This window comes from Streptomyces sp. SID5469 (assembly GCF_009862865.1).
Taxonomy (GTDB): Bacteria; Actinomycetota; Actinomycetes; order Streptomycetales; family Streptomycetaceae; genus Streptomyces; species Streptomyces avermitilis.
Map to the genome: position 1 here is coordinate 2,511,979 of NZ_WWIN01000001.1, position 17,606 is coordinate 2,529,584.

The 17,606-nt window shown below is 71.4% G+C and carries 16 protein-coding genes; 6 read left to right on the plus strand and 10 right to left on the minus strand.

The window, feature by feature from the left end:
- Window positions 1-21: 21 nt before the first annotated feature.
- Window positions 22-1,029: a DUF2278 family protein gene (locus GTY58_RS10845; protein WP_010983502.1), complete on the minus strand. Its 1,008-nt coding sequence runs from the start codon at window positions 1,027-1,029 to the stop codon at window positions 22-24.
- 138 nt (window positions 1,030-1,167) lie between these two features.
- On the opposite strand from GTY58_RS10845, the gene GTY58_RS10850 reads away from it, so the two are divergent.
- Together GTY58_RS10850 and GTY58_RS10855 are read left to right on the plus strand one after the other, a co-directional pair.
- Window positions 1,168-1,617, plus strand: a complete 450-nt coding sequence (locus GTY58_RS10850) for an SRPBCC family protein (protein WP_010983503.1) — start codon at window positions 1,168-1,170, stop codon at window positions 1,615-1,617.
- 187 nt (window positions 1,618-1,804) lie between these two features.
- Window positions 1,805-2,515 carry a class I SAM-dependent methyltransferase gene (locus GTY58_RS10855; RefSeq protein ID WP_010983504.1) on the plus strand — a complete coding sequence of 237 codons (711 nt, stop codon included), beginning with the start codon at window positions 1,805-1,807 and terminating at the stop codon, window positions 2,513-2,515.
- An 8-nt stretch (window positions 2,516-2,523) separates the two neighbouring features.
- Here the strand turns inward: GTY58_RS10855 and GTY58_RS10860 are convergent, their stop codons facing one another.
- From GTY58_RS10860 to GTY58_RS10880, 5 genes are all read right to left on the minus strand, one after another.
- The gene (locus tag GTY58_RS10860) at window positions 2,524-3,675 is read right to left on the minus strand and encodes an XdhC/CoxI family protein (RefSeq protein WP_010983505.1); all 1,152 of its coding nucleotides are present in this window, start codon (window positions 3,673-3,675) and stop codon (window positions 2,524-2,526) included.
- Window positions 3,676-3,747: 72 nt separating this feature from the next.
- Window positions 3,748-5,205 carry an NCS2 family permease gene (locus GTY58_RS10865; protein WP_010983506.1) on the minus strand — a complete coding sequence of 486 codons (1,458 nt, stop codon included), beginning with the start codon at window positions 5,203-5,205 and terminating at the stop codon, window positions 3,748-3,750.
- Window positions 5,206-5,369: 164 nt separating this feature from the next.
- Window positions 5,370-7,751: a molybdopterin cofactor-binding domain-containing protein gene (locus tag GTY58_RS10870; protein ID WP_010983507.1), complete on the minus strand. Its 2,382-nt coding sequence runs from the start codon at window positions 7,749-7,751 to the stop codon at window positions 5,370-5,372.
- Between the two features lie 2 nt (window positions 7,752-7,753).
- Window positions 7,754-8,344: a (2Fe-2S)-binding protein gene (locus GTY58_RS10875; RefSeq protein ID WP_010983508.1), complete on the minus strand. Its 591-nt coding sequence runs from the start codon at window positions 8,342-8,344 to the stop codon at window positions 7,754-7,756.
- Window positions 8,344-9,243 carry a xanthine dehydrogenase family protein subunit M gene (locus GTY58_RS10880; RefSeq protein WP_010983509.1) on the minus strand — a complete coding sequence of 300 codons (900 nt, stop codon included), beginning with the start codon at window positions 9,241-9,243 and terminating at the stop codon, window positions 8,344-8,346. Before GTY58_RS10880 ends, GTY58_RS10875 begins: the two co-directional genes overlap by 1 nt.
- A 387-nt stretch (window positions 9,244-9,630) precedes the next feature.
- Here GTY58_RS10880 and GTY58_RS10885 point away from each other — a divergent pair, with 387 nt between their 5' ends.
- Window positions 9,631-11,304: a PucR family transcriptional regulator ligand-binding domain-containing protein gene (locus GTY58_RS10885; protein WP_010983510.1), complete on the plus strand. Its 1,674-nt coding sequence runs from the start codon at window positions 9,631-9,633 to the stop codon at window positions 11,302-11,304.
- A gap of 152 nt (window positions 11,305-11,456) precedes the next feature.
- Window positions 11,457-12,230 (plus strand): hypothetical protein, encoded by a 774-nt coding sequence (locus GTY58_RS10890; RefSeq protein ID WP_010983511.1) that lies wholly within the window; start codon window positions 11,457-11,459, stop codon window positions 12,228-12,230.
- Between the two features lie 74 nt (window positions 12,231-12,304).
- Here the strand turns inward: GTY58_RS10890 and GTY58_RS10895 are convergent, their stop codons facing one another.
- Both GTY58_RS10895 and GTY58_RS10900 read right to left on the minus strand, forming a co-directional pair.
- Window positions 12,305-12,580, minus strand: a complete 276-nt coding sequence (locus tag GTY58_RS10895) for a hypothetical protein (protein ID WP_037647271.1) — start codon at window positions 12,578-12,580, stop codon at window positions 12,305-12,307.
- Window positions 12,581-12,719: 139 nt separating this feature from the next.
- Window positions 12,720-13,580, minus strand: coding sequence for a GntR family transcriptional regulator (locus GTY58_RS10900; RefSeq protein ID WP_037647447.1), 861 nt, complete (start codon window positions 13,578-13,580; stop codon window positions 12,720-12,722).
- Between the two features lie 213 nt (window positions 13,581-13,793).
- Between GTY58_RS10900 and GTY58_RS10905 the strand changes: the two genes are divergently transcribed.
- Entirely contained in the window at window positions 13,794-14,621 is an 828-nt protein-coding gene (locus GTY58_RS10905; protein ID WP_010983514.1) for a (2Fe-2S)-binding protein, read from the plus strand.
- A gap of 322 nt (window positions 14,622-14,943) precedes the next feature.
- On the plus strand, window positions 14,944-15,996 hold the full coding sequence (locus tag GTY58_RS10910; protein ID WP_010983515.1) for a DUF2637 domain-containing protein: 1,053 nt from the start codon (window positions 14,944-14,946) through the stop codon (window positions 15,994-15,996).
- Between the two features lie 66 nt (window positions 15,997-16,062).
- Here GTY58_RS10910 and GTY58_RS10915 read toward each other — a convergent pair whose 3' ends face one another.
- Complete coding sequence (locus tag GTY58_RS10915) at window positions 16,063-16,545, minus strand: ATP-binding protein (protein ID WP_202497354.1); 483 nt, start codon at window positions 16,543-16,545, stop codon at window positions 16,063-16,065.
- A 553-nt stretch (window positions 16,546-17,098) separates the two neighbouring features.
- Window positions 17,099-17,590, minus strand: a complete 492-nt coding sequence (locus GTY58_RS10920) for a hypothetical protein (RefSeq protein ID WP_010983517.1) — start codon at window positions 17,588-17,590, stop codon at window positions 17,099-17,101.
- Between the last annotated feature and the right edge of the window lie 16 nt (window positions 17,591-17,606).

Below are 17,606 nucleotides of genomic sequence, written 5' to 3' on the forward strand. Positions count from 1 at the left end.
CGCGGCCCGTCCGGGCCCGGGTCAGAACACCACCGTCCACCCCTCGTGCGCGGCCTGCTCGGCGGTGTACGAGACGCCGTGCACCTTGAGGCCGTCGGCGTCCAGCAGGGTGATCTCGCCGCCATGGTTGCCCAGTTGGGCTCCGTCGGAGAGGGGTGCGCTCAGGGTGGCGCCCGCCGCGAGCGGGCCGGGCGGCACCGGGCCGCCGTGTCCCAGGCGATCGACGAGGCGCCAGCCGGTGAGGTCGACCGGGGCGGGCGAGGCGTTGATGAGCGTGACGCTCTCCGTCTCGGGGGCCGGGCCGGGCGGATTGACCAGGGCCGCCACGAGACGCACCGGCTGCAACCCGGGCTCGGGGCGGGGCCCGGCGACATCGAGGGCGTGGCCGGTGGCGTCGTCCGTGTGCCACTTCTGGCTCTGGAAGGCGAGGAACACGCCGACCCAGCGCGACTGGGCCGGGAAGTGGATCAGCAGCCCGCCGTCCTGCCAGACTCCGTCGTCGCCCTCGAAGCGACGGCTGTTGCCCTGGTTCATATGGATGTCGTGGACGCCGTTGCCGGGCAGGAAGTCGAAGACCTTGTCCCGGAGCTCGGCCTCGGGTCCCCAGCGCTCCCCGAAGACGTACATCCGCGCGGCCGGATCCTCCACCGCCCGGCGTACGTAGTGGTCGAGGATGTCGGCGAGGTCGTTGTCGGGGCCCTCCACCTCCGGCGGAAGCGTGCGCATCTTCGACGGGTCGAAGAGATTGCCGCGGACGAAGTCGAGATTGGGTCCGCCCGGCCCCGACGGCAGCTTGCTCCACCCGCTCACGAGGCCCTCCAGACGGGCCGTGATGGGGTGACGGAAGTCCTCGTCGACCAGGTAGAGCAGCTCGGAGGGCCGCTCCTGGGACTTGACGTTGACCGAGGCGCGGTAGTGCGTGCCTTGATCGTCCGTCAGATGGACCTGGTAGTGCGGCGTGTCGGTGGAACCCTCGCGACGGACGTCGACCGCGCGTGCGATCAGTACGCCATAGGTCTTCAACGGCATGACGACCAACTTTCCCTGAGAGGGACGGGCGGATTGCTCCCCCGAGGGAATGGTAGTGGGATGTCATCATTTGTCGCTCAGTCGGTTCATACATTCAGGGGTCGGGGGAGTCCTCGGTGATGCGCCTACGATCACTCCGTGGTCCTCTTCCTCCTCGAACGCGTCGCGCCGGTTTCCGTCGATCAGGCCTGGCACCGGCTCACGGACTGGGAACGCCACGCGGCCGTGGTCCCGCTGACCCGGGTCACCGTCGCCACGCCGCCGCCGACCCGCGTCGGGACGCTCTTCGTGGCCCGCTCAGGAATCGGCCCGCTCGCCTTCGACGACCCGATGGAGGTCGTCGCCTGGCAGCCGCCGGGGGCGGGCGCCCCGGCCCTGTGCCGACTGGCGAAGAGGGGCGGCTTCGTCACGGGTTGGGCCGAGATCGAGGTGCATCCCTACGGTGACGGAGCCTCGCGGGTGGTGTGGCGGGAGGATCTGAGCGTGCGAGGGCTGCCGCACGCCTTCGACAGGCCCCTGGGCGCGGTGGCCCGACGGATGTTCGGCCGGGCGGTGGACGGGCTACTGCGGCCCGGCCCGGCCTCGTGAGAACCCCGGACCGAACCTACGCCCTCACCGGCCTCGGCCACCGCACGCTCGCCGTCGACCGGGCGAAAGCGTAGATCACCGGGACCCGCGACCGTTGTGCGGGTCCCGAACGGCGCCTCACGGTCCGGCGAGGACGGTCCTGCGGTCGCAGCCGGGTTGTCAGACCGCCGGTCTACAGTCGCGCTCCATGACCGAGACCTCTCACCTGCACACCACCCGGACGTCGTACGACGCCGTCGCAGTCGATTACGACAGGCTGCTCAGGAACCATCTGGCGCACCTGCCCTTCGACCGGGCCATGCTGGGAGCGTTCGCCGAGCGGGTGGTCGCCGAGGGCGGAGGGCCCGTCGGCGACCTGGGCTGCGGGCCCGGGCGGGTGACCGTCCATCTGAAGTCGCTCGGGCTGGATGCCTTCGGGATCGATCTGTCACCGGAGATGGTCGCGGTGGCCCGGCAGACCTACCCGGAACTGCGGTTCGACGTCGGGTCGATGACCGGACTCGACCTCGACGACGGCTCACTCGCCGGAGCCCTCGCCTGGTATTCGCTCGTCCACACCCCGCAGCCGGAACTGCCGCCTGTCTTCGCGGAGTTCCATCGGGTGCTCGCTCCCGGCGGACATCTCCTCATCGCCTTCAAGGCGGGCGACGAGTGCGTCCACCTGGAGCACGCCTACGGCCACGATCTGTCCCTGGACGTCTACCGCTTCCCGCCCGAGCGGATCTCCGAGTTGTTGCGCGAGGCCGGTTTCGTCGAGGTCGCCCGGCTGGTGCGGGAAGCCGACGCGAGCTGGGAGAAAACCCCACAGGCATACCTGCTGGCACGCAAGCCCGCCCAGCCGCGAGCCCCCCGGCCGGATACGCCAGAGGCCTCCACCCGAGACGCAGCGGCCTCCTGAGCCACCGCTCAGGCCACCGACCCGATCCGCCCCGCCATGCTCGACGCGGCGTCGTGGTGGATCGGGGTGTGGGCGCCGGTCAGGGAGACCCCGCTGCCGCCGCGACGGCCCGCGACGATCTCCGCGGCGATGGACAGGGCGGTCTCCTCCGGCGTACGGGCACCGAGGTCCAGGCCGATGGGCGAGCGCAGCCGTGCCAGTTCCAGTTCCGTGACGCCGACGGCGCGCAGGCGGTCGTTGCGGTCCAGGTGGGTGCGGCGGGATCCCATCGCGCCGACGTACGCGACCGGGAGGCGCAGCGCCAGCTTCAGCAGCGGTACGTCGAACTTGGCGTCGTGGGTCAGGACGCACAGGACCGTCCGGCCGTCCACCTGGGTGCGCTCCAGGTATGTGTGCGGCCACTCGACGACGATATCGTCGGCCTCCGGGAAGCGCGTACGTGTCGCGAAGACGGGGCGGGCGTCGCACACCGTCACGTGGTAGTTCAGAAACCTGCCGATGCGGACCAGCGCCGACGCGAAGTCGATCGCACCGAAGACGATCATGCGCGGTGGCGGGACGGAGGATTCGACGAGGACCGTGAGCGGTGCTCCGCAGCGAGCGCCCTGCTCTCCCGTCTCCAGCGTGCCGGTGCGGCCCGCGTCCAGGAAGGCGCCGGCCTCCCCCGCCACCGTGCGGTCCAGTTCGGGGTGGGCGCCGAAGCCGCCCTCGTACGAGCCTTCGGGGCGGACCAGCAGCGCGCGTCCCAGCAGCTCCGCGGGGCCGGTGACGATCCGTGCCACGGCCGCCGCCTCCCCGTGCGCCGCGGCGGCCAGCGCGGCCGCGTACACCGGCCGGGCGGGATCGGCCGCCCGGACCGGTGTGACGAGGATGTCGATGACGCCGCCGCAGGTCAGTCCGACGGCGAAAGCGTCCGTGTCGCTGTACCCGAAGCGCTCCAGGACGGTTTCGCCGTCCTCGAGCGCCTGCCGGCACAGCTCGTACACGGCGCCCTCCACGCAGCCGCCGGAGACCGAGCCGATCGCCGTGCCGTCGGCGTCCACCGCGAGGGCGGCGCCGGGCTGGCGGGGTGCGCTGCCGCCGACGGCCACCACGGTGGCCACGGCGAAGTCGCGTCCCCGCTCGACCCACCGGTGCAGCTCTTCGGCGATGTCCAGCATCTCTCGGTCTCCTTTGACTGCGGTTGCGGTGGGGGCTTTCCCCGACGTTTCCCGACGTTTCCCGACGGGCGTCTAGTGGACGCCCAGCCAGCTCTCTATCGGGTTGAGGGCGAAGTAGACGAGGAAGATCACCGTCAGGCCCCACATGAACGCCCCGATCTCCCTGGCCTTGCGCTGGGCGGCCTTGATGGCGACGTAACTGAGGACCCCGGCCGCCACGCCGGCGGTGATGGAGTACGTGAACGGCATGATCACGACGGTCAGGAAGACCGGGATCGCGGTGCCGCGGTCGGACCAGTCCACATGCCGGGCGTTCATCATCATCATGGCTCCGATGACGACCAGCGCGGCGGCGGCGACCTCACCCGGGACGATCGCCGTCAGCGGGGTGAAGAACAGGCAGGCCGCGAAGAACAGGCCGGTGACCACGGACGAGAGGCCGGTACGGGCGCCCTCGCCGACCCCGGTCGCGGACTCGACGAAGACCGTCTGGCCGGAGGCGCCCGCGACGCCGCCGATCGCACCGCCCGCGCCGTCGATGAACAGCGCCTTGGACAGGCCCGGCATCCGGCCCTGGTCGTCGGCGAGCCCGGCCTCGGTGCCGACGCCGATGATGGTGGCCATCGCGTCGAAGAAGCCGGCGAGGACCAGGGTGAAGACGATCATGCCGACCGTCATCGCGCCGACCTGGTCCCAGCCCCCGAACTCGACCTTGCCGAAGATCGAGAAGTCGGGCATCGAGACCGCGCCGCCGTGCAGTTCGGGTGCGCCGCTCGCCCACTGCCTGGGGTCGATGACGCCGAGGGCGTTCAGGACGACGGCGAGGACCGTGCCGGAGACGATGCCGATGAGGATGGCGCCGGGCACGCCCCGGGCCTGGAGCATGAAGATGAGAAGCAGGGTCGCGGCGAAGAGCAGGACCGGCCAGCCGGCGAGTTCACCGGTCGGGCCGAGGGTGACCGGGGTCGCCTTGCCCTGGTGCACGAAGCCGGCCTTGTAGAAGCCGATCAGCGCGACGAACAGGCCGATACCCATGGTGATCGCGTGCTTCAGCGCCAGCGGGATCGCGTTCATGATCATCTCGCGCAGGCCGGTGAACACCAGGAGCATGATCACGACGCCGTAGATCACGCACATGCCCATGGCCTGCGGCCAGGTCATCTGGGGCACGACCTGCGAGGAGAGCACACCGGAGACGGAGAGGCCGGCGGCCAGGGCGAGCGGCACCCGGCCGGCGAAACCCATCAGAAGCGTGGTGCAGGCCGCCGCAAACGCGGTCGCGGTGATCAGGGCCTGCTGGCCGAGCGTGTTCCCCGCCGCGTCCTTGCCGGACAGGATCAGGGGGTTGAGGAGCAGGATGTACGCCATCGCCATGAAGGTGGTGACGCCACCGCGCACCTCGCGCGCGACCGTCGAGCCACGCCGGGATATGTGAAAGTACCGATCGAGCCAGGACCGGCCGGCCGGGACGCGGGTTCCCGCACCCGCGTCGTCGGCGACGCTCCTGGGCTCCACTGATTGCTGGGTCATGGTGCCATCTCCCAAGGTTCACAGGGGCACCCGCGTCAGCCACCCTGATGGCTGAGGTCAACCGCCGTTGCGGCTGCGGGATTTGGGAAGGTGCACGACCCGGGGGACGGCCCGAGACGAACAAGGGGGCTGTCGGGGGGACGAAGTCCCCCCGGGAGCGCTCGTTACTTACCGGTCAGGTGCTCCGGCCGTACGGGCGTCCGGTTGAGTTCCAGACCCGTCGCGTTCCGGATCGCCGCGAGGACGGCCGGGGTCGACGACAGGGTCGGGGCCTCGCCGATGCCGCGCAGCCCGTAGGGAGCGTGGTCGTCGGCGAGTTCGAGCACGTCGACCGGGATGGTCGGCGTGTCGAGGATGGTGGGGATCAGGTAGTCCGTGAAGGAGGGGTTCCTGACCTTCGCCGTCTTCGGGTCGACGATGATCTCCTCCATGACCGCCATGCCCAGGCCCTGGGTCGTACCACCCTGGATCTGGCCGATGACGGACAGCGGGTTGAGCGCCTTGCCGACGTCCTGGGCGCAGGCCAGTTCGATGACCTTCACCAGACCCAGCTCGGTGTCGACCTCGACCACCGCACGGTGCGCGGCGAACGAGTACTGGACGTGGCCGAAGCCCTGTCCGGTCCGCAGGTCGAAGGCCTCGGTCGGGCGGTGCCGCCACTCGGCCTCGACCTCGACGGACTCGTCGCCGAGTACGTCCACGAGGCCGGCGAGGACCTCGCCCGCGTCGGTGACGACCTTGCCGCCCTCCAGGAGCAGCTCGGCGGTCGCCCAGGCGGGGTGGTACGTACCGAACTTGCGGCGGCCCAGCTCCAGGACCTTCTCGCGGACCAGCTCGCAGGAGTTCTTGACGGCGCCGCCGGTGACGTACGTCTGACGCGACGCGGATGTCGAACCGGCGCTGCCCACCTGGGTGTCGGCCGGCTGGATCGTCACCTGTGTGACGCCCAGCTCGGTGCGGGCGATCTGCGCGTGGACGGTGACACCGCCCTGGCCGACCTCCGCCATCGCGGTGTGCACGGTGGCGACCGGCTCGCCACCGACCACCTCCATCCGCACCTTGGCGGTCGAGTAGTCGTCGAACCCTTCGGAGAAGCCGACGTTCTTGATGCCGACCGCGTAGCCGACACCGCGTACGACGCCTTCGCCGTGCGTGGTGTTGGACAGACCGCCCGGCAGCTGCCGCACGTCGGCGCCCTCGCTGCTCTCCCACTGACGCTCGGGCGGCAGCGGCATCGCCTTGACGCGGCGCAGGAGTTCGGCGACCGGCGCCGGGGAGTCGACCGGCTGTCCGGTCGGCAGGAGCGTGCCCTGCTCCATCGCGTTCAGCTGACGGAACTCGACCCGGTCCATGCCCACCTTGTCGGCGAGCTTGTCCATCTGGGCCTCGTACGCGAAGCACGCCTGCACCGCGCCGAAGCCGCGCATGGCGCCGCACGGCGGGTTGTTGGTGTAGAGCGCGATGGCCTCGATGTCGACGTCGTCGATGACGTACGGGCCCGCCCCCAGCGAGGACGCGTTGCCGACGACCGCCGGGGAGGCCGACGCGTAGGCGCCGCCGTCAAGGACGATGCGCGCCTTCAGATGTGTGAGCTTGCCGTCGCGCGTGGCCCCGTGCTCGTAGGAGAGCTTCGCCGGGTGGCGGTGCACATGGCCGAAGAAGGACTCGAACCGGTTATAGACGATCTTGACCGGCTTGCCGGTGCGCAGCGCCAGCAGGCAGGCGTGGATCTGCATCGACAGGTCCTCGCGGCCGCCGAAGGCGCCGCCGACACCGGAGAGCGTCATACGGACCTTGTCCTCGGGCAGGCCGAGGACCGGCGCGATCTGGCGCAGGTCGGAGTGCAGCCACTGGGTGGCGACGTAGAGGTCGACGCCACCGTCCTCTGCGGGCACGGCGAGGCCGGACTCCGGTCCGAGGAAGGCCTGGTCCTGCATGCCGAAGGTGTACTCGCCCCGGACGATGAAGTCGGCCTTCTTGGCGGCCTCTTCGGCGTTGCCGCGGACGATCGGCTGGCGGTGCACGATGTTCGGGTGCGAGACATGGCCGATGTGGTGGTCGGTGCGGCCCTCGTGGACCAGGATCGCGTCGGGCGCCGTCGCGGACGCCTCGTCCGTGATGACCGGCAGTTCGCGGTATTCCACCTTGATCTTGGCGGCGGCGCGGCGCGCGGTCTCCGGGTGGTCGGCGGCGACGATCGCGACCGGCTCTCCGTGGTGGCGCACCTTGCCGTGGGCGAGGACCGGGGTGTCCTGGATCTCCAGACCGTAGTTCTTCACGTCGGTCGGCAGGTCGTCGTACGTCATGACGGCGTAGACGCCGGGCTGCGCGAGGGCCTCGGAGGTGTCGATCGACACGATCTCGGCGTGCGCGACCGTGGAACGCAGGATCTGGCCCCAGAGCATGTCCTCGTGCCACATGTCGGACGAGTACGCGAACTCGCCGGTGACCTTGAGGGTGCCGTCCGGACGGAGCGTGGACTCGCCGATGCCGCCCTTGGACTTGGTGCCCTGCGTGATTTTGGTGGGCGTACCCGTGGTTCCCATGGTCAGACCGCCTCGGACTGCCGGGCGGCCGCGAGGCGGACCGCATCCATGATTTTCTCGTAACCGGTGCAGCGGCAGAGGTTGCCGGAGAGCGCCTCGCGGATGTCCGCGTCGGTCGGCGTCGGGTTGCGCTCCAGCATCTCGTCCGCCGCGACCAGCAGACCCGGGGTGCAGAAGCCGCACTGGACGGCGCCGGCGTCGATGAACGCCTGCTGGATCGGCGAGAGCGCCGCACGCGGGGAGACGCCGGTGCCCTCGCCGGTCCGGGAGTCGCCCGGCCGGGACTCCCACCGCTGGGCGTCCTGAAGCGACGTACCGCAGGAACCGGTGCCGCAGGAGCGCTGCTCGGCGTAGTCCGCGAGGCCCTCGACCGTGATGACCTCGCGGCCCTCGACCTGGCCCGCCGCGACCAGACACGAACACACCGGCACGCCGTCCAAGCGGACCGTGCAGGAGCCGCACTCACCCTGCTCACAGGCGTTCTTGGAGCCCGGCAGGCCGAGGCGCTCGCGCAGGACGTAGAGCAGGGACTCGCCCTCCCACACGTCGTCGGCTTCCTGCGGGCGGCCGTTGACCGTGAAATTGACGCGCATTACGCGACACTCCCCTTCTGATGTGTCCGACCGTCAGCGCCGCGGTACGTCTCCCAGGTCCAGGTCAGCGTGCGGCGGGCCATGATGCCGACCGCGTGGCGGCGGTAGCTCGCCGTGCCCCGGACGTCGTCGATCGGGTTGCAGGCGGCGGAGCACAGGTCCGCGAACTGCTTGGCGACCGAGGGGGTGATGATCTTTCCGTTGTCCCAGAACCCGCCCTCCTCGAGCGCCGCGTTCAGGAACTCCTCGGCGGTCTTGGCGCGCACCGGGGTGGGCGCGGCGGATCCGATGCCGGTGCGGACCGTGCGGGTCTCGGGGTGCAGGGCCAGGCCGAAGGCGCACACCGCGATCACCATGGCGTTGCGGGTGCCGACCTTCGAGTACTGCTGCGGGCCGTCGGCCTTCTTGATGTGGACGGCCCTGATGAGCTCGTCGGCGGCCAGCGCGTTGCGCTTCACGCCGGTGTAGAAGTCGTCGATCGGGATCAGACGCGTGCCGCGTACGGACGCGACCTCGACCTCGGCGCCCGCCGCGAGCAGGGCCGGGTGGGCGTCACCGGCCGGGGAGGCGGTGCCGAGATTGCCGCCGACGCCGCCGCGGTTGCGGATCTGCGGGGAGGCCACGGTGTGGGAGGCCAGGGCCAGGCCGGGCAGCTCGCCGCGCAGGCTCTCCATGATCTGGGTGTACGGGACGGAGGCCCCAAGGCGCACACTCTCCTCGCCGACCTCCCACTCGCTCAGCTCGCCGACGCGGTTCAGATCGAGGAGGTACTCGGGCCGGCGGTGGTCGAAGTTGATCTCGACCATCACATCGGTGCCACCCGCAATCGGCACAGCGGTGGGGTGCTCGGCCTTCGCGGCGAGCGCCTCCTCCCAGCTGGCGGGGCGAAGGAAGTCCATGACCGGCTCTCTTCTTCGTTTTGTGGGTCGTTCTGTTTGAGCCAGATCGTGTGCGGCGGCCCGGGCTCGTTCATGTGCTGTTCACGCGGATGGGAGTCAGTACACCGCTCCGTCCTCCGGTGGGGTCAGTCACCGAAACCATGAAGGAGTTGGCTGGCCAGGGCAGTCATCTTGTAGATTCGTATGAACGGAGGCCATCAGTAACCTCTTGGTCTTCCTCCGGAAACAGTGAGCACAGCTTTCGAAAGCCCAGGACACAGCCCCGGAGGGCCGGGGCCACCGTTCTCCGGCATCCGCGGACCCACTCCACGGAGCCCTGGGATCCGCTTGGCGGGTTCTCACCTTCAGTTCATCGTAGATTTCGAGACAAGAACGGCGGCGACGAGAATGCGGCTGCGCGCACTGCTGGACACCGACGCGCTGGGCCTGCGGCTGCTCGGCGGCGAGGGCGAGCTGGACCGCACCGTACGCGGTGTGATGACCACGGACCTCAAGGACCCCAGCCGCTACCTGTCGGGCGGCGAGCTGGTGCTCACGGGCCTGGCCTGGCGGCACGACGCCGCCGACACCGAGCCCTTCGTGCGCATTCTCGCGGGCGCGGGCGTCGCGGCGCTGGCCGCCGGTGAGGCGGAGCTGGGCGACATCCCGGACGACCTGGTCCTGGCCTGCGCCCGGCACCGGCTGCCGCTGTTCGCCGTCAACGAGTCGGTGGCCTTCGCGACGATCACCGAGCACGTCGTACGGCAGGTCTCCGGTGAGCGGGCCGGGGACCTCGCGGCCGTGGTCGACCGGCATCGGCGGATGATGACCTCGGGCCCGGCGGGCGGCGGCCCGGACGTGGTCCTGGACCTGCTCGGCTCCGACCTGGACCTGCGCGCCTGGGTGCTCTCCCCCACCGGGCGGCCCATCGCGGGCTCGAACCTCAGCGGCCCGCTGCCCGCCACGGACGTGTGCGCCCGGCTGGCCGCCGAGCACCTGGCGGCGGCGCGCACCGGGCGGCGGGGGCCGCACCGCGTGCTGGTAGGCACGACGACGTACTCGCTCTTCCCGGTCCACAGCAGCGGCCGGTCCACCGGCGCCTCCAGGGACGTACGCGAGACGGTGCTGTCCGACTGGCTGCTCGCCGTGGAGGCGGACGCCGGGGACTGGCCCGCCGAGCGCCTCGACCTGCTCCAGGGCGTCACACAGCTCATCGCGGTCGAGCGGGACCGGCGGGACGCGGCGCGCACCGTGCGGCGGCGGCTCGCCCAGGAGGTGCTCGAGCTGGTGCAGACCGGTGCCGCGCCCGCCGAGATCGCGGCCCGGCTGCGGGTCGCCGCGCCGGTGCTGCTGCCCGGCCTCGGGTCGGCGCCGCACTGGCAGGTCGTGGTGGCCCGGGTGGAGTGGGACGGCGGGGAGATCGAGGGCGGCCCGGTCGCCCAGTCGCTCCTCGAGGAGATCCTCGTCGACCCGCTGTCGACCGGAGCCGAGCACTCCGATCGCATCGCCGTGGCCCATACGGGTGAGGAGGCGGTCGCGCTCGTCCCCCTTCCGGCGGTTTCCTCGGAGCACGACGGCTCCGAGGCCGGGCTGCTCGCGGACACCCTGCTGGAGGCCGTACGCGACCCGCTGTCCGCGGGCCTGAACGACGACGGGCGGCTCACGCTCGGGGTCAGCGCGGCCGTGCACTCCGCGGAGGGGCTGCGCGGCGCCCTGGAGGAGGCCCGGCACGCCCGCCGGGTGGCCGCCGCCCGCCCCGGCCGGGTCTGCGCGGCGGGCCACCAGGAGCTGGCCTCGCACGTCCTGCTGCTCCCCTTCGTCCCGGACGACGTGCGCCGCGCCTTCACGGCCCGTCTGCTCGACCCCCTGCGGGAGTACGACCGCCGCCACCGCGCCGAGCTGATCCCGACCCTGGAGGCGTTCCTCGACTGCGACGGTTCGTGGACGCGCTGTGCCGCGCGTCTCCACCTGCACGTCAACACGTTGCGCTACCGGGTGGGACGCATCGAGCAGTTGACGAGTCGCGACCTCTCGCGCCTCGAGGACAAGCTGGACTTCTTCCTGGCATTGCGCATGAGCTGAGGTCACGGCACTGTGGGCCCGGTGGCACCAAGTGCCGCCGGTGTCCCACGACTTTGTGAAATCCTTCACCCACCCTCTTGGCCCGGCCCCGCGATTCGTGCTGAGATGCCGCCACCACTCAACAGCTCAATGGCGTGCTCGGGGAGGGCAACGTGGCGCATACCGCCATGTCTGGTCACGGAACGACTGCAGGGGACGATCCACTCCAGACCGCGGTATGGCGGCTGCGCTCGCGCGCCTGCTGGGCCGACGCGGCCGCGCTGCTCGAACCGCGCACCGCGGGCGCCTCGCTCCAGCGGGCCGCGCTGCTCGTCGAGCGGTGCCTCTACACCGAGCAGGGCTGGCAGGAGGCCGAGGACGCGCTGCGCACGGCCGAGGCGCAGGCCCGGAGCGACGACGAGCGGGGCGCGGCGGCCTGTGAGCGCGGGCAGCTCGCGTACGCGGCCACGCTGCTCGGGGTGCGCGACCGGGCCGACGAGGCGCGGGCCGCGCTCGGCCGGGCGGCCGCGCTGATCGCGCCCGGCGCTCCCGGCCGGGCGCTGCTGGACTTCCGGCGGGGGCTGCTCGCCGAGAACCTGGCACGCTCCCCGCAGGCCGCCCGCGCCGCCTACCGCCGGGCCCACGCGGGCGCCACGGCCCACAACGACCCGCTGCTGCTGTCCTTCACCTGGCGTCATCTGGCCGGACTCGCCCTGCGCGACGGTGAGCTGGCCGAGGCGCGGCACGGCTTCGGCGAATCGCTGCGCATCCGCGAGGAGTTGGGCTACCTCGTCGGTACGGCCCCGGCACTGGCGTCGCTGGCCGACGCGGAGACGGAGCCGGAGGCGTCACGCCTGCGCGCCGAGGCGGGACGGCTGTTCCGGCTCCTGGGGGGCGTACCGACCTGGCTGGCCCGGCAGTTGACGCCACCGGCGGCCACGGCGTAGGTGTGCCGTCCCGGCCGCGGGTGACGGGATCCAGGGTCTGTCCGGTCTGATCCGCCGGACAGGTCCTGGCGGTCCTAGCCGTTCCGGGTGTCAGCCCACAGGCCCTGGACGTAGGCGCCCAGGTTCTGGGCGAACGTCCAGAGTTCGGCGCGGAGTCCGGGGTTCTCGGCCAGGAGGACGACTACGGCCACGAGGAGCAGGAGCTTCAGCACACCGGCGAGACCGGAAGCGGGGCGGCCCCGGTTCCGGCGGCGCCGGCGGTCGTACTGGGCCGCGTTGTTACTGAAGACCTGCTGGTTCGTTCGCAACTGGTTCTGCCAGGCAATCTGCTGGCCAGGGTTGGGAACCATCGTCACTCACCCCCGAGGGATTCGGCCGCCTTGTGAACGGGGACACATGAGCGGCCGAGGAGCGGGTTCCCCCGGGGCGCGGGCCGTTACCGCGCGTCGACGCAACCGTGACACCGGCTCGGTGAACGGCACATACCGGCTACCCGCCCGCGAAGTGCTCCCGCACCAGGGACTGCACCACGACGAGGTCCTGCGCGATCAGCGCGTCCAGCAGTGCCGTGTGCTCGGCGGCGTCGGCGAGCAGGTCGGCGCGGCCCCGCGAGACCGGGCCGCCGACGAGGGGCCACTGGGCGCGGCGGTGCAGGTCGTCCGCGATCCGCACCAGCTGCTCGTTGCCGGCGAGCGCGAGTACCGCCCGGTGGAAGGCGCGGTCGGTCTCGGCGTACGTCGCGCGACAGCCGGTGGACGCGGCCCGCACACTCGCCTCGGCGAGCGGCCGCAGCTCGGCCCACTGCCCCGCGGACACCGTACGGGCCAGCCGCAGCATCACCGGGACCTCGATCAGTCCCCGGATCTCGGCGAGTTCGGCCAGCTCGCGGGCCCCACGCACGACGACGCGGAACCCGCGGTTGGGTACGACCTCGACGGCACCCTCGAGCGCGAGCTGCTGCATCGCCTCCCGCACCGGCGTCGCGGACACCCCGAACCGCTCACCGAGGACGGGCGCCGAGTACACCTCGCCCGGCGCCAGTTCCCCCGCGACCAGCGCGGTGCGCAGGGCGTCGAGGACCTGGCCGCGGACGGAGGCCCGCTGGACGACGGGCCGCGCGGCCTGGGCGACGGGCAGGGGCGGCTCGCCGTGGGTGTGCTCACCGCGCGCCGAGCCACCGGCCGCGGCGGCGCCCCGGTCACGTTCCCGGTCGCGGGCGCGGTCACGTTCCCGGTCTCGCTCGCGTTCCCGGTCGCGCTCGCGACCCACCTCGGCGGCCCGTGGCTGCGGCGGCACCCGAACGGCCGCCTTGCCCATGTCCGGAATTCCGGTCCCGGGGGAACCGTGCATGTCACGCGGGCGCGGACCGGCCTGCTCCACGGGCTCCTCCTCCGGACTTGACTGATCTCGACAGTACTTGGCGCACTTGGCCCACTTGGGATCATTGCGGCGGTTGTTACCGCCCGTAAAGCACCATAAGCGCAGCGGGCGGGAGTTCAAACCCGATCAGCTTGGATAAGGTAAGCCTTACCTGTCAACGATCGTGAAGTCGGTGGTCCCCGCATGCCCTCGCCCGTCGCGGATGCCTACGCAAGGCTGACCGAGGCCTTTCCCGGGCTGGCGGTCACGGAGCTCGACCCCGGGGAAGCGGCCCCCGAGGGCGACGGCTGGGCCTCCGCCGCCCTGCTCGCGGCGGGCGGGACCGGCCTCGACGCCTTCCTGGCCTGGGACGAGGCGCAGGTCCTGAGGGACTACGGACAGCGGGGGCGCCCGGACGTCGTGGCCGGCTTCGGACTGCACCGGTACGCCTGGCCGGCCTGTCTGCTGATCACCGTCCCGTGGTTCCTGGGGCGCCGGGTACCGCGCCTGCCTGTGGAGCACGTCACGTTCCAGCGCACCCTCGGCCGCATGGCGATACGGGTCACGGAGTTCGCCTGCCTGCCGGACGATCCGGCGGCCGGACTGCCCGGCGCCCGCGTCGTACCGGACGAGCAGGCCCTGCGGGCCGAGGTACGGGCGGCGGTCACGGAACATCTGGAGCCGGTCCTCGGGGGCTTCGGTCCGCGTATGCGGCGGCGCGGGCGTGCCCTGTGGGGCATGGCGACCGACGAGGTCGCCGAGGGGCTCTGGTACGTCGCCCACCTGCTCGGCGAGGAGGAGCGCGCCGTCCGGGAGCTGGAACTGCTGCTGCCGGGCGCGACCCGGCCGTACGTCGGCTCGGCCGCGTTCCGTGAGCTGACCGGACCGAACGGCGAGGCGCTGCCCACCCGCGACCGCGCGAGCTGCTGCCTCTTCTACACGCTGCGCCCCGAGGACACCTGCCTGACCTGCCCGCGCACCTGCGACACGGACCGGATCGCGCGACTCACGGCGGTCGCATCGCCAAGTTGACTGCTGAGGCGCTCAGTTGACGGACACTCAGACAAGGGACACCCCGTCATCCCGTAAGATCGGCGCCGACCGAGACCCCGCGCGGACTACAGGCAATTCACAACTTCCTCACTTGCCACGGGAACTTTCCGCGGAACCATCCGTACGGGTAGTCTTATTCGCACTCAACTCCCGTCCCTCGCGCGGCAGTTCGAGCAGAATGTCGCCCTGCGCATCCCCTTGCACTCCCTTGGCGGCCTCTTGCCCCGAAACCCCCTGAGGGCCAACGGGAGTGGGCCACTATGGCGGGCGTTACGCCCTATCCCAATGCAAGGGACCCCAGATGAGATTGACCGACATATCGCTGAACTGGTTGCTTCCGGGCGCCGTACTGCTCCTGGGCATGCTGGCGGCGGTGGCCGTGCTCGCGCGTGGCAAGCGGTCCGGGGAGAGCTCGACGAATGCCGACGACTCGTGGGAGCGCAGCGAGGAGCGCCGCAGGCGCAAGGAGGCCATCTACGGCACGGCCTCGTACGTACTGCTGTTCTGCTGCGCCGCGGTCGCCGCGGCGCTCTCCTTCCACGGTCTGGTCGGCTTCGGCGAGCAGAACCTCGGCCTCACCGACGGCTGGCAGTATCTGGTCCCGTTCGGCCTGGACGGCGCGGCCATGTTCTGCTCCGTGCTCGCGGTGCGCGAGGCCAGCCACGGTGACGCGGCCCTCGGCTCCCGGATACTCGTGTGGACGTTCGCGGCCGCGGCGGCCTGGTTCAACTGGGTGCACGCCCCCCGAGGTATCGACCACGCGGGAGCCCCGCAGTTCTTCTCCGGAATGTCGCTGTCGGCCGCGGTGCTCTTCGACCGCGCGCTGAAGCAGACCCGCCGCGCCGCCCTGCGTGAGCAGGGCCTGGTGCCGCGTCCGCTGCCGCAGATCCGCATCGTCCGCTGGCTGCGGGCGCCCCGTGAGACGTACAGCGCCTGGTCGCTGATGCTCCTGGAGAACGTGCGCACGCTGGACGAGGCCGTCGAGGAGGTCCGTGAGGACCGCCGCCAGAAGGAGCAGAACCGACTGCGCCGCCGGGAGCAGGAGCGGGTCGAGCGGGCGCACCTCAAGGCGCTCAGCCGCGGCCACCGCGGCCTGCCGGGCCGCGGTGGTGGTGGCGGCGGACGGCAGCTCGAAGCGCCGTCCGTGGAACGCGCGCCCGCCCAGGTCACTTCGGAACCTGCTATATCCACGGAACAGCTGCCCCCCGTACCGTCCCGCCCCTCGCTTCAGCCCGTCCGCAACTCCGCTGACCCGATCACGGTCGACCTCACCGCGGAGGACGACACCATGGCTCTGCCCCGCCTCGACTCCCTGGAGCGCAAGCTCAAGGACCTCGAGCGGCAGTTCGGCTAGTACCGGACTGCGAACACGCGGCAGTTCGGCGTGAACTGCCCACACTGGCACGGGGGCGCAGCCTGTTCAGGCGGCGCCCCCGTCCAGTTCGAACCACACCGCCTTACCCACCCCGTGCGCCCGCACGCCCCACGCGTCCGCGAGGGACTGCACCAGGAGCAGCCCTCTGCCGTGCGTACCGTCGTCGGCGTTCGGTACCCGCGGTATCGGCCTGCGCCCCACGAAGTCCCGCACCTCCACGCGTAGTCCGCGCGGGGAGACGGTGGCCGTCAGGACGGCGTCATGGTCGGTGTGGATGAGCGCGTTGGTGACGAGCTCGCTCGTGAGCAGCTCCGCTATCTCGGACTTCTCCGGCCTTCCCCAGTGCCTGAGCAGCTCCCGCAGGGCCCGTCGGGCCTCGGGCACCGCCCGTAGATCCGCCCGTGCCAGCCTGCGCCTGAGCTGCGTCCCCCCTGGCTGGTCCGTCGTGCTGTCGGCCGATTCCTCCACTGTCTTTGCCGAGGAGGCCCCGATTGCCACGGGACCGCCCCCTCGCGCCTGCCTCTTCATGACCCCCGCCCGGACGTGGATGTCGAATCCCCTCCTGCTCGAACACGTTCACGGGGATCCATGCCCCGTCCGGAACGTGCCAGTCATGTCGAATAGTCAACGACCGAACGTACGGGCGCGGACACGCTCCGCTCGTGCGGGGGTCGGGGCCGCCCGGTGGAGGCGGGCCGATGGGGGGAGGCACCGGGCGGCGCTGGGCAGCACGGTTCGGCCGCTGGTTCGTCCGCGAGGACGGGCACGGCGTCGTGCCTACGTCGCCGGGTGTCGCACTGACCGTACGGGATCGGCCCAACTGCCGAGTTCGGGCTGACGACGAGGCCGTAGCCGAGGGGCTCCGCCCGACGATGTGCGGAGCCGTCCGCGGCCGTGGAGGGCAGGCGTCCGCACGGCACACGGGAGGGGCCCCGCCCGGTGCCGACGTTGCGTCGGTCTGAACCGGGCGGGGCCTGGGTCGCTCTGTGCCGCGGGGCGGCCGAACGCCGGCTGCTCGCGGACTACTTGCCGGACACTGGCCGACCAGGCCGGGGCCGACCTCCTGCCGACTACTTGCCGGCTACTTGCCGCCGATCCCCTTCGTTCCGATGTGGAAGATCTTGTGGCTCCTGGTCATGTCGACGATGAGCTTGGTCGTCCTCTTGTCGCCCCAGGTCAGCGTGACGGCGGCTTCCGTGTGGTCCGCGGTGCCGTTGTCGGTCACCTTCCACCGGACCGGGACGTTCTGGGCGCGCAGGACGCCGTCCGCGTGGTTCTTGTCCTCCCACGCCTTCAACTCCTTGAGGTAGGAGGCGCTCACGTAGTACTTCCGGAGCGCGTCCACCAGCTTGCCGCCGTTGTCAGGGTCGCTCTGCGCGTCGATGTAGGCGCCGTAGAAGTCGGCGATCCGGGTCACCGAGTCCGACGGCTTGCCGCTGATCGACCGCGGCTGATCCGTGCCGGCGGACGCCTGTGCCGAGGCGGTGAGCCCCAGCGGCAGGGCGAGAGCGGCGGCGAGTCCGACGGCCAGGGCGGCGCGGCGGGCGGGTCGGCGGGCGGTGGTGCTGTTCATTTCGTGTGTCCCCGTT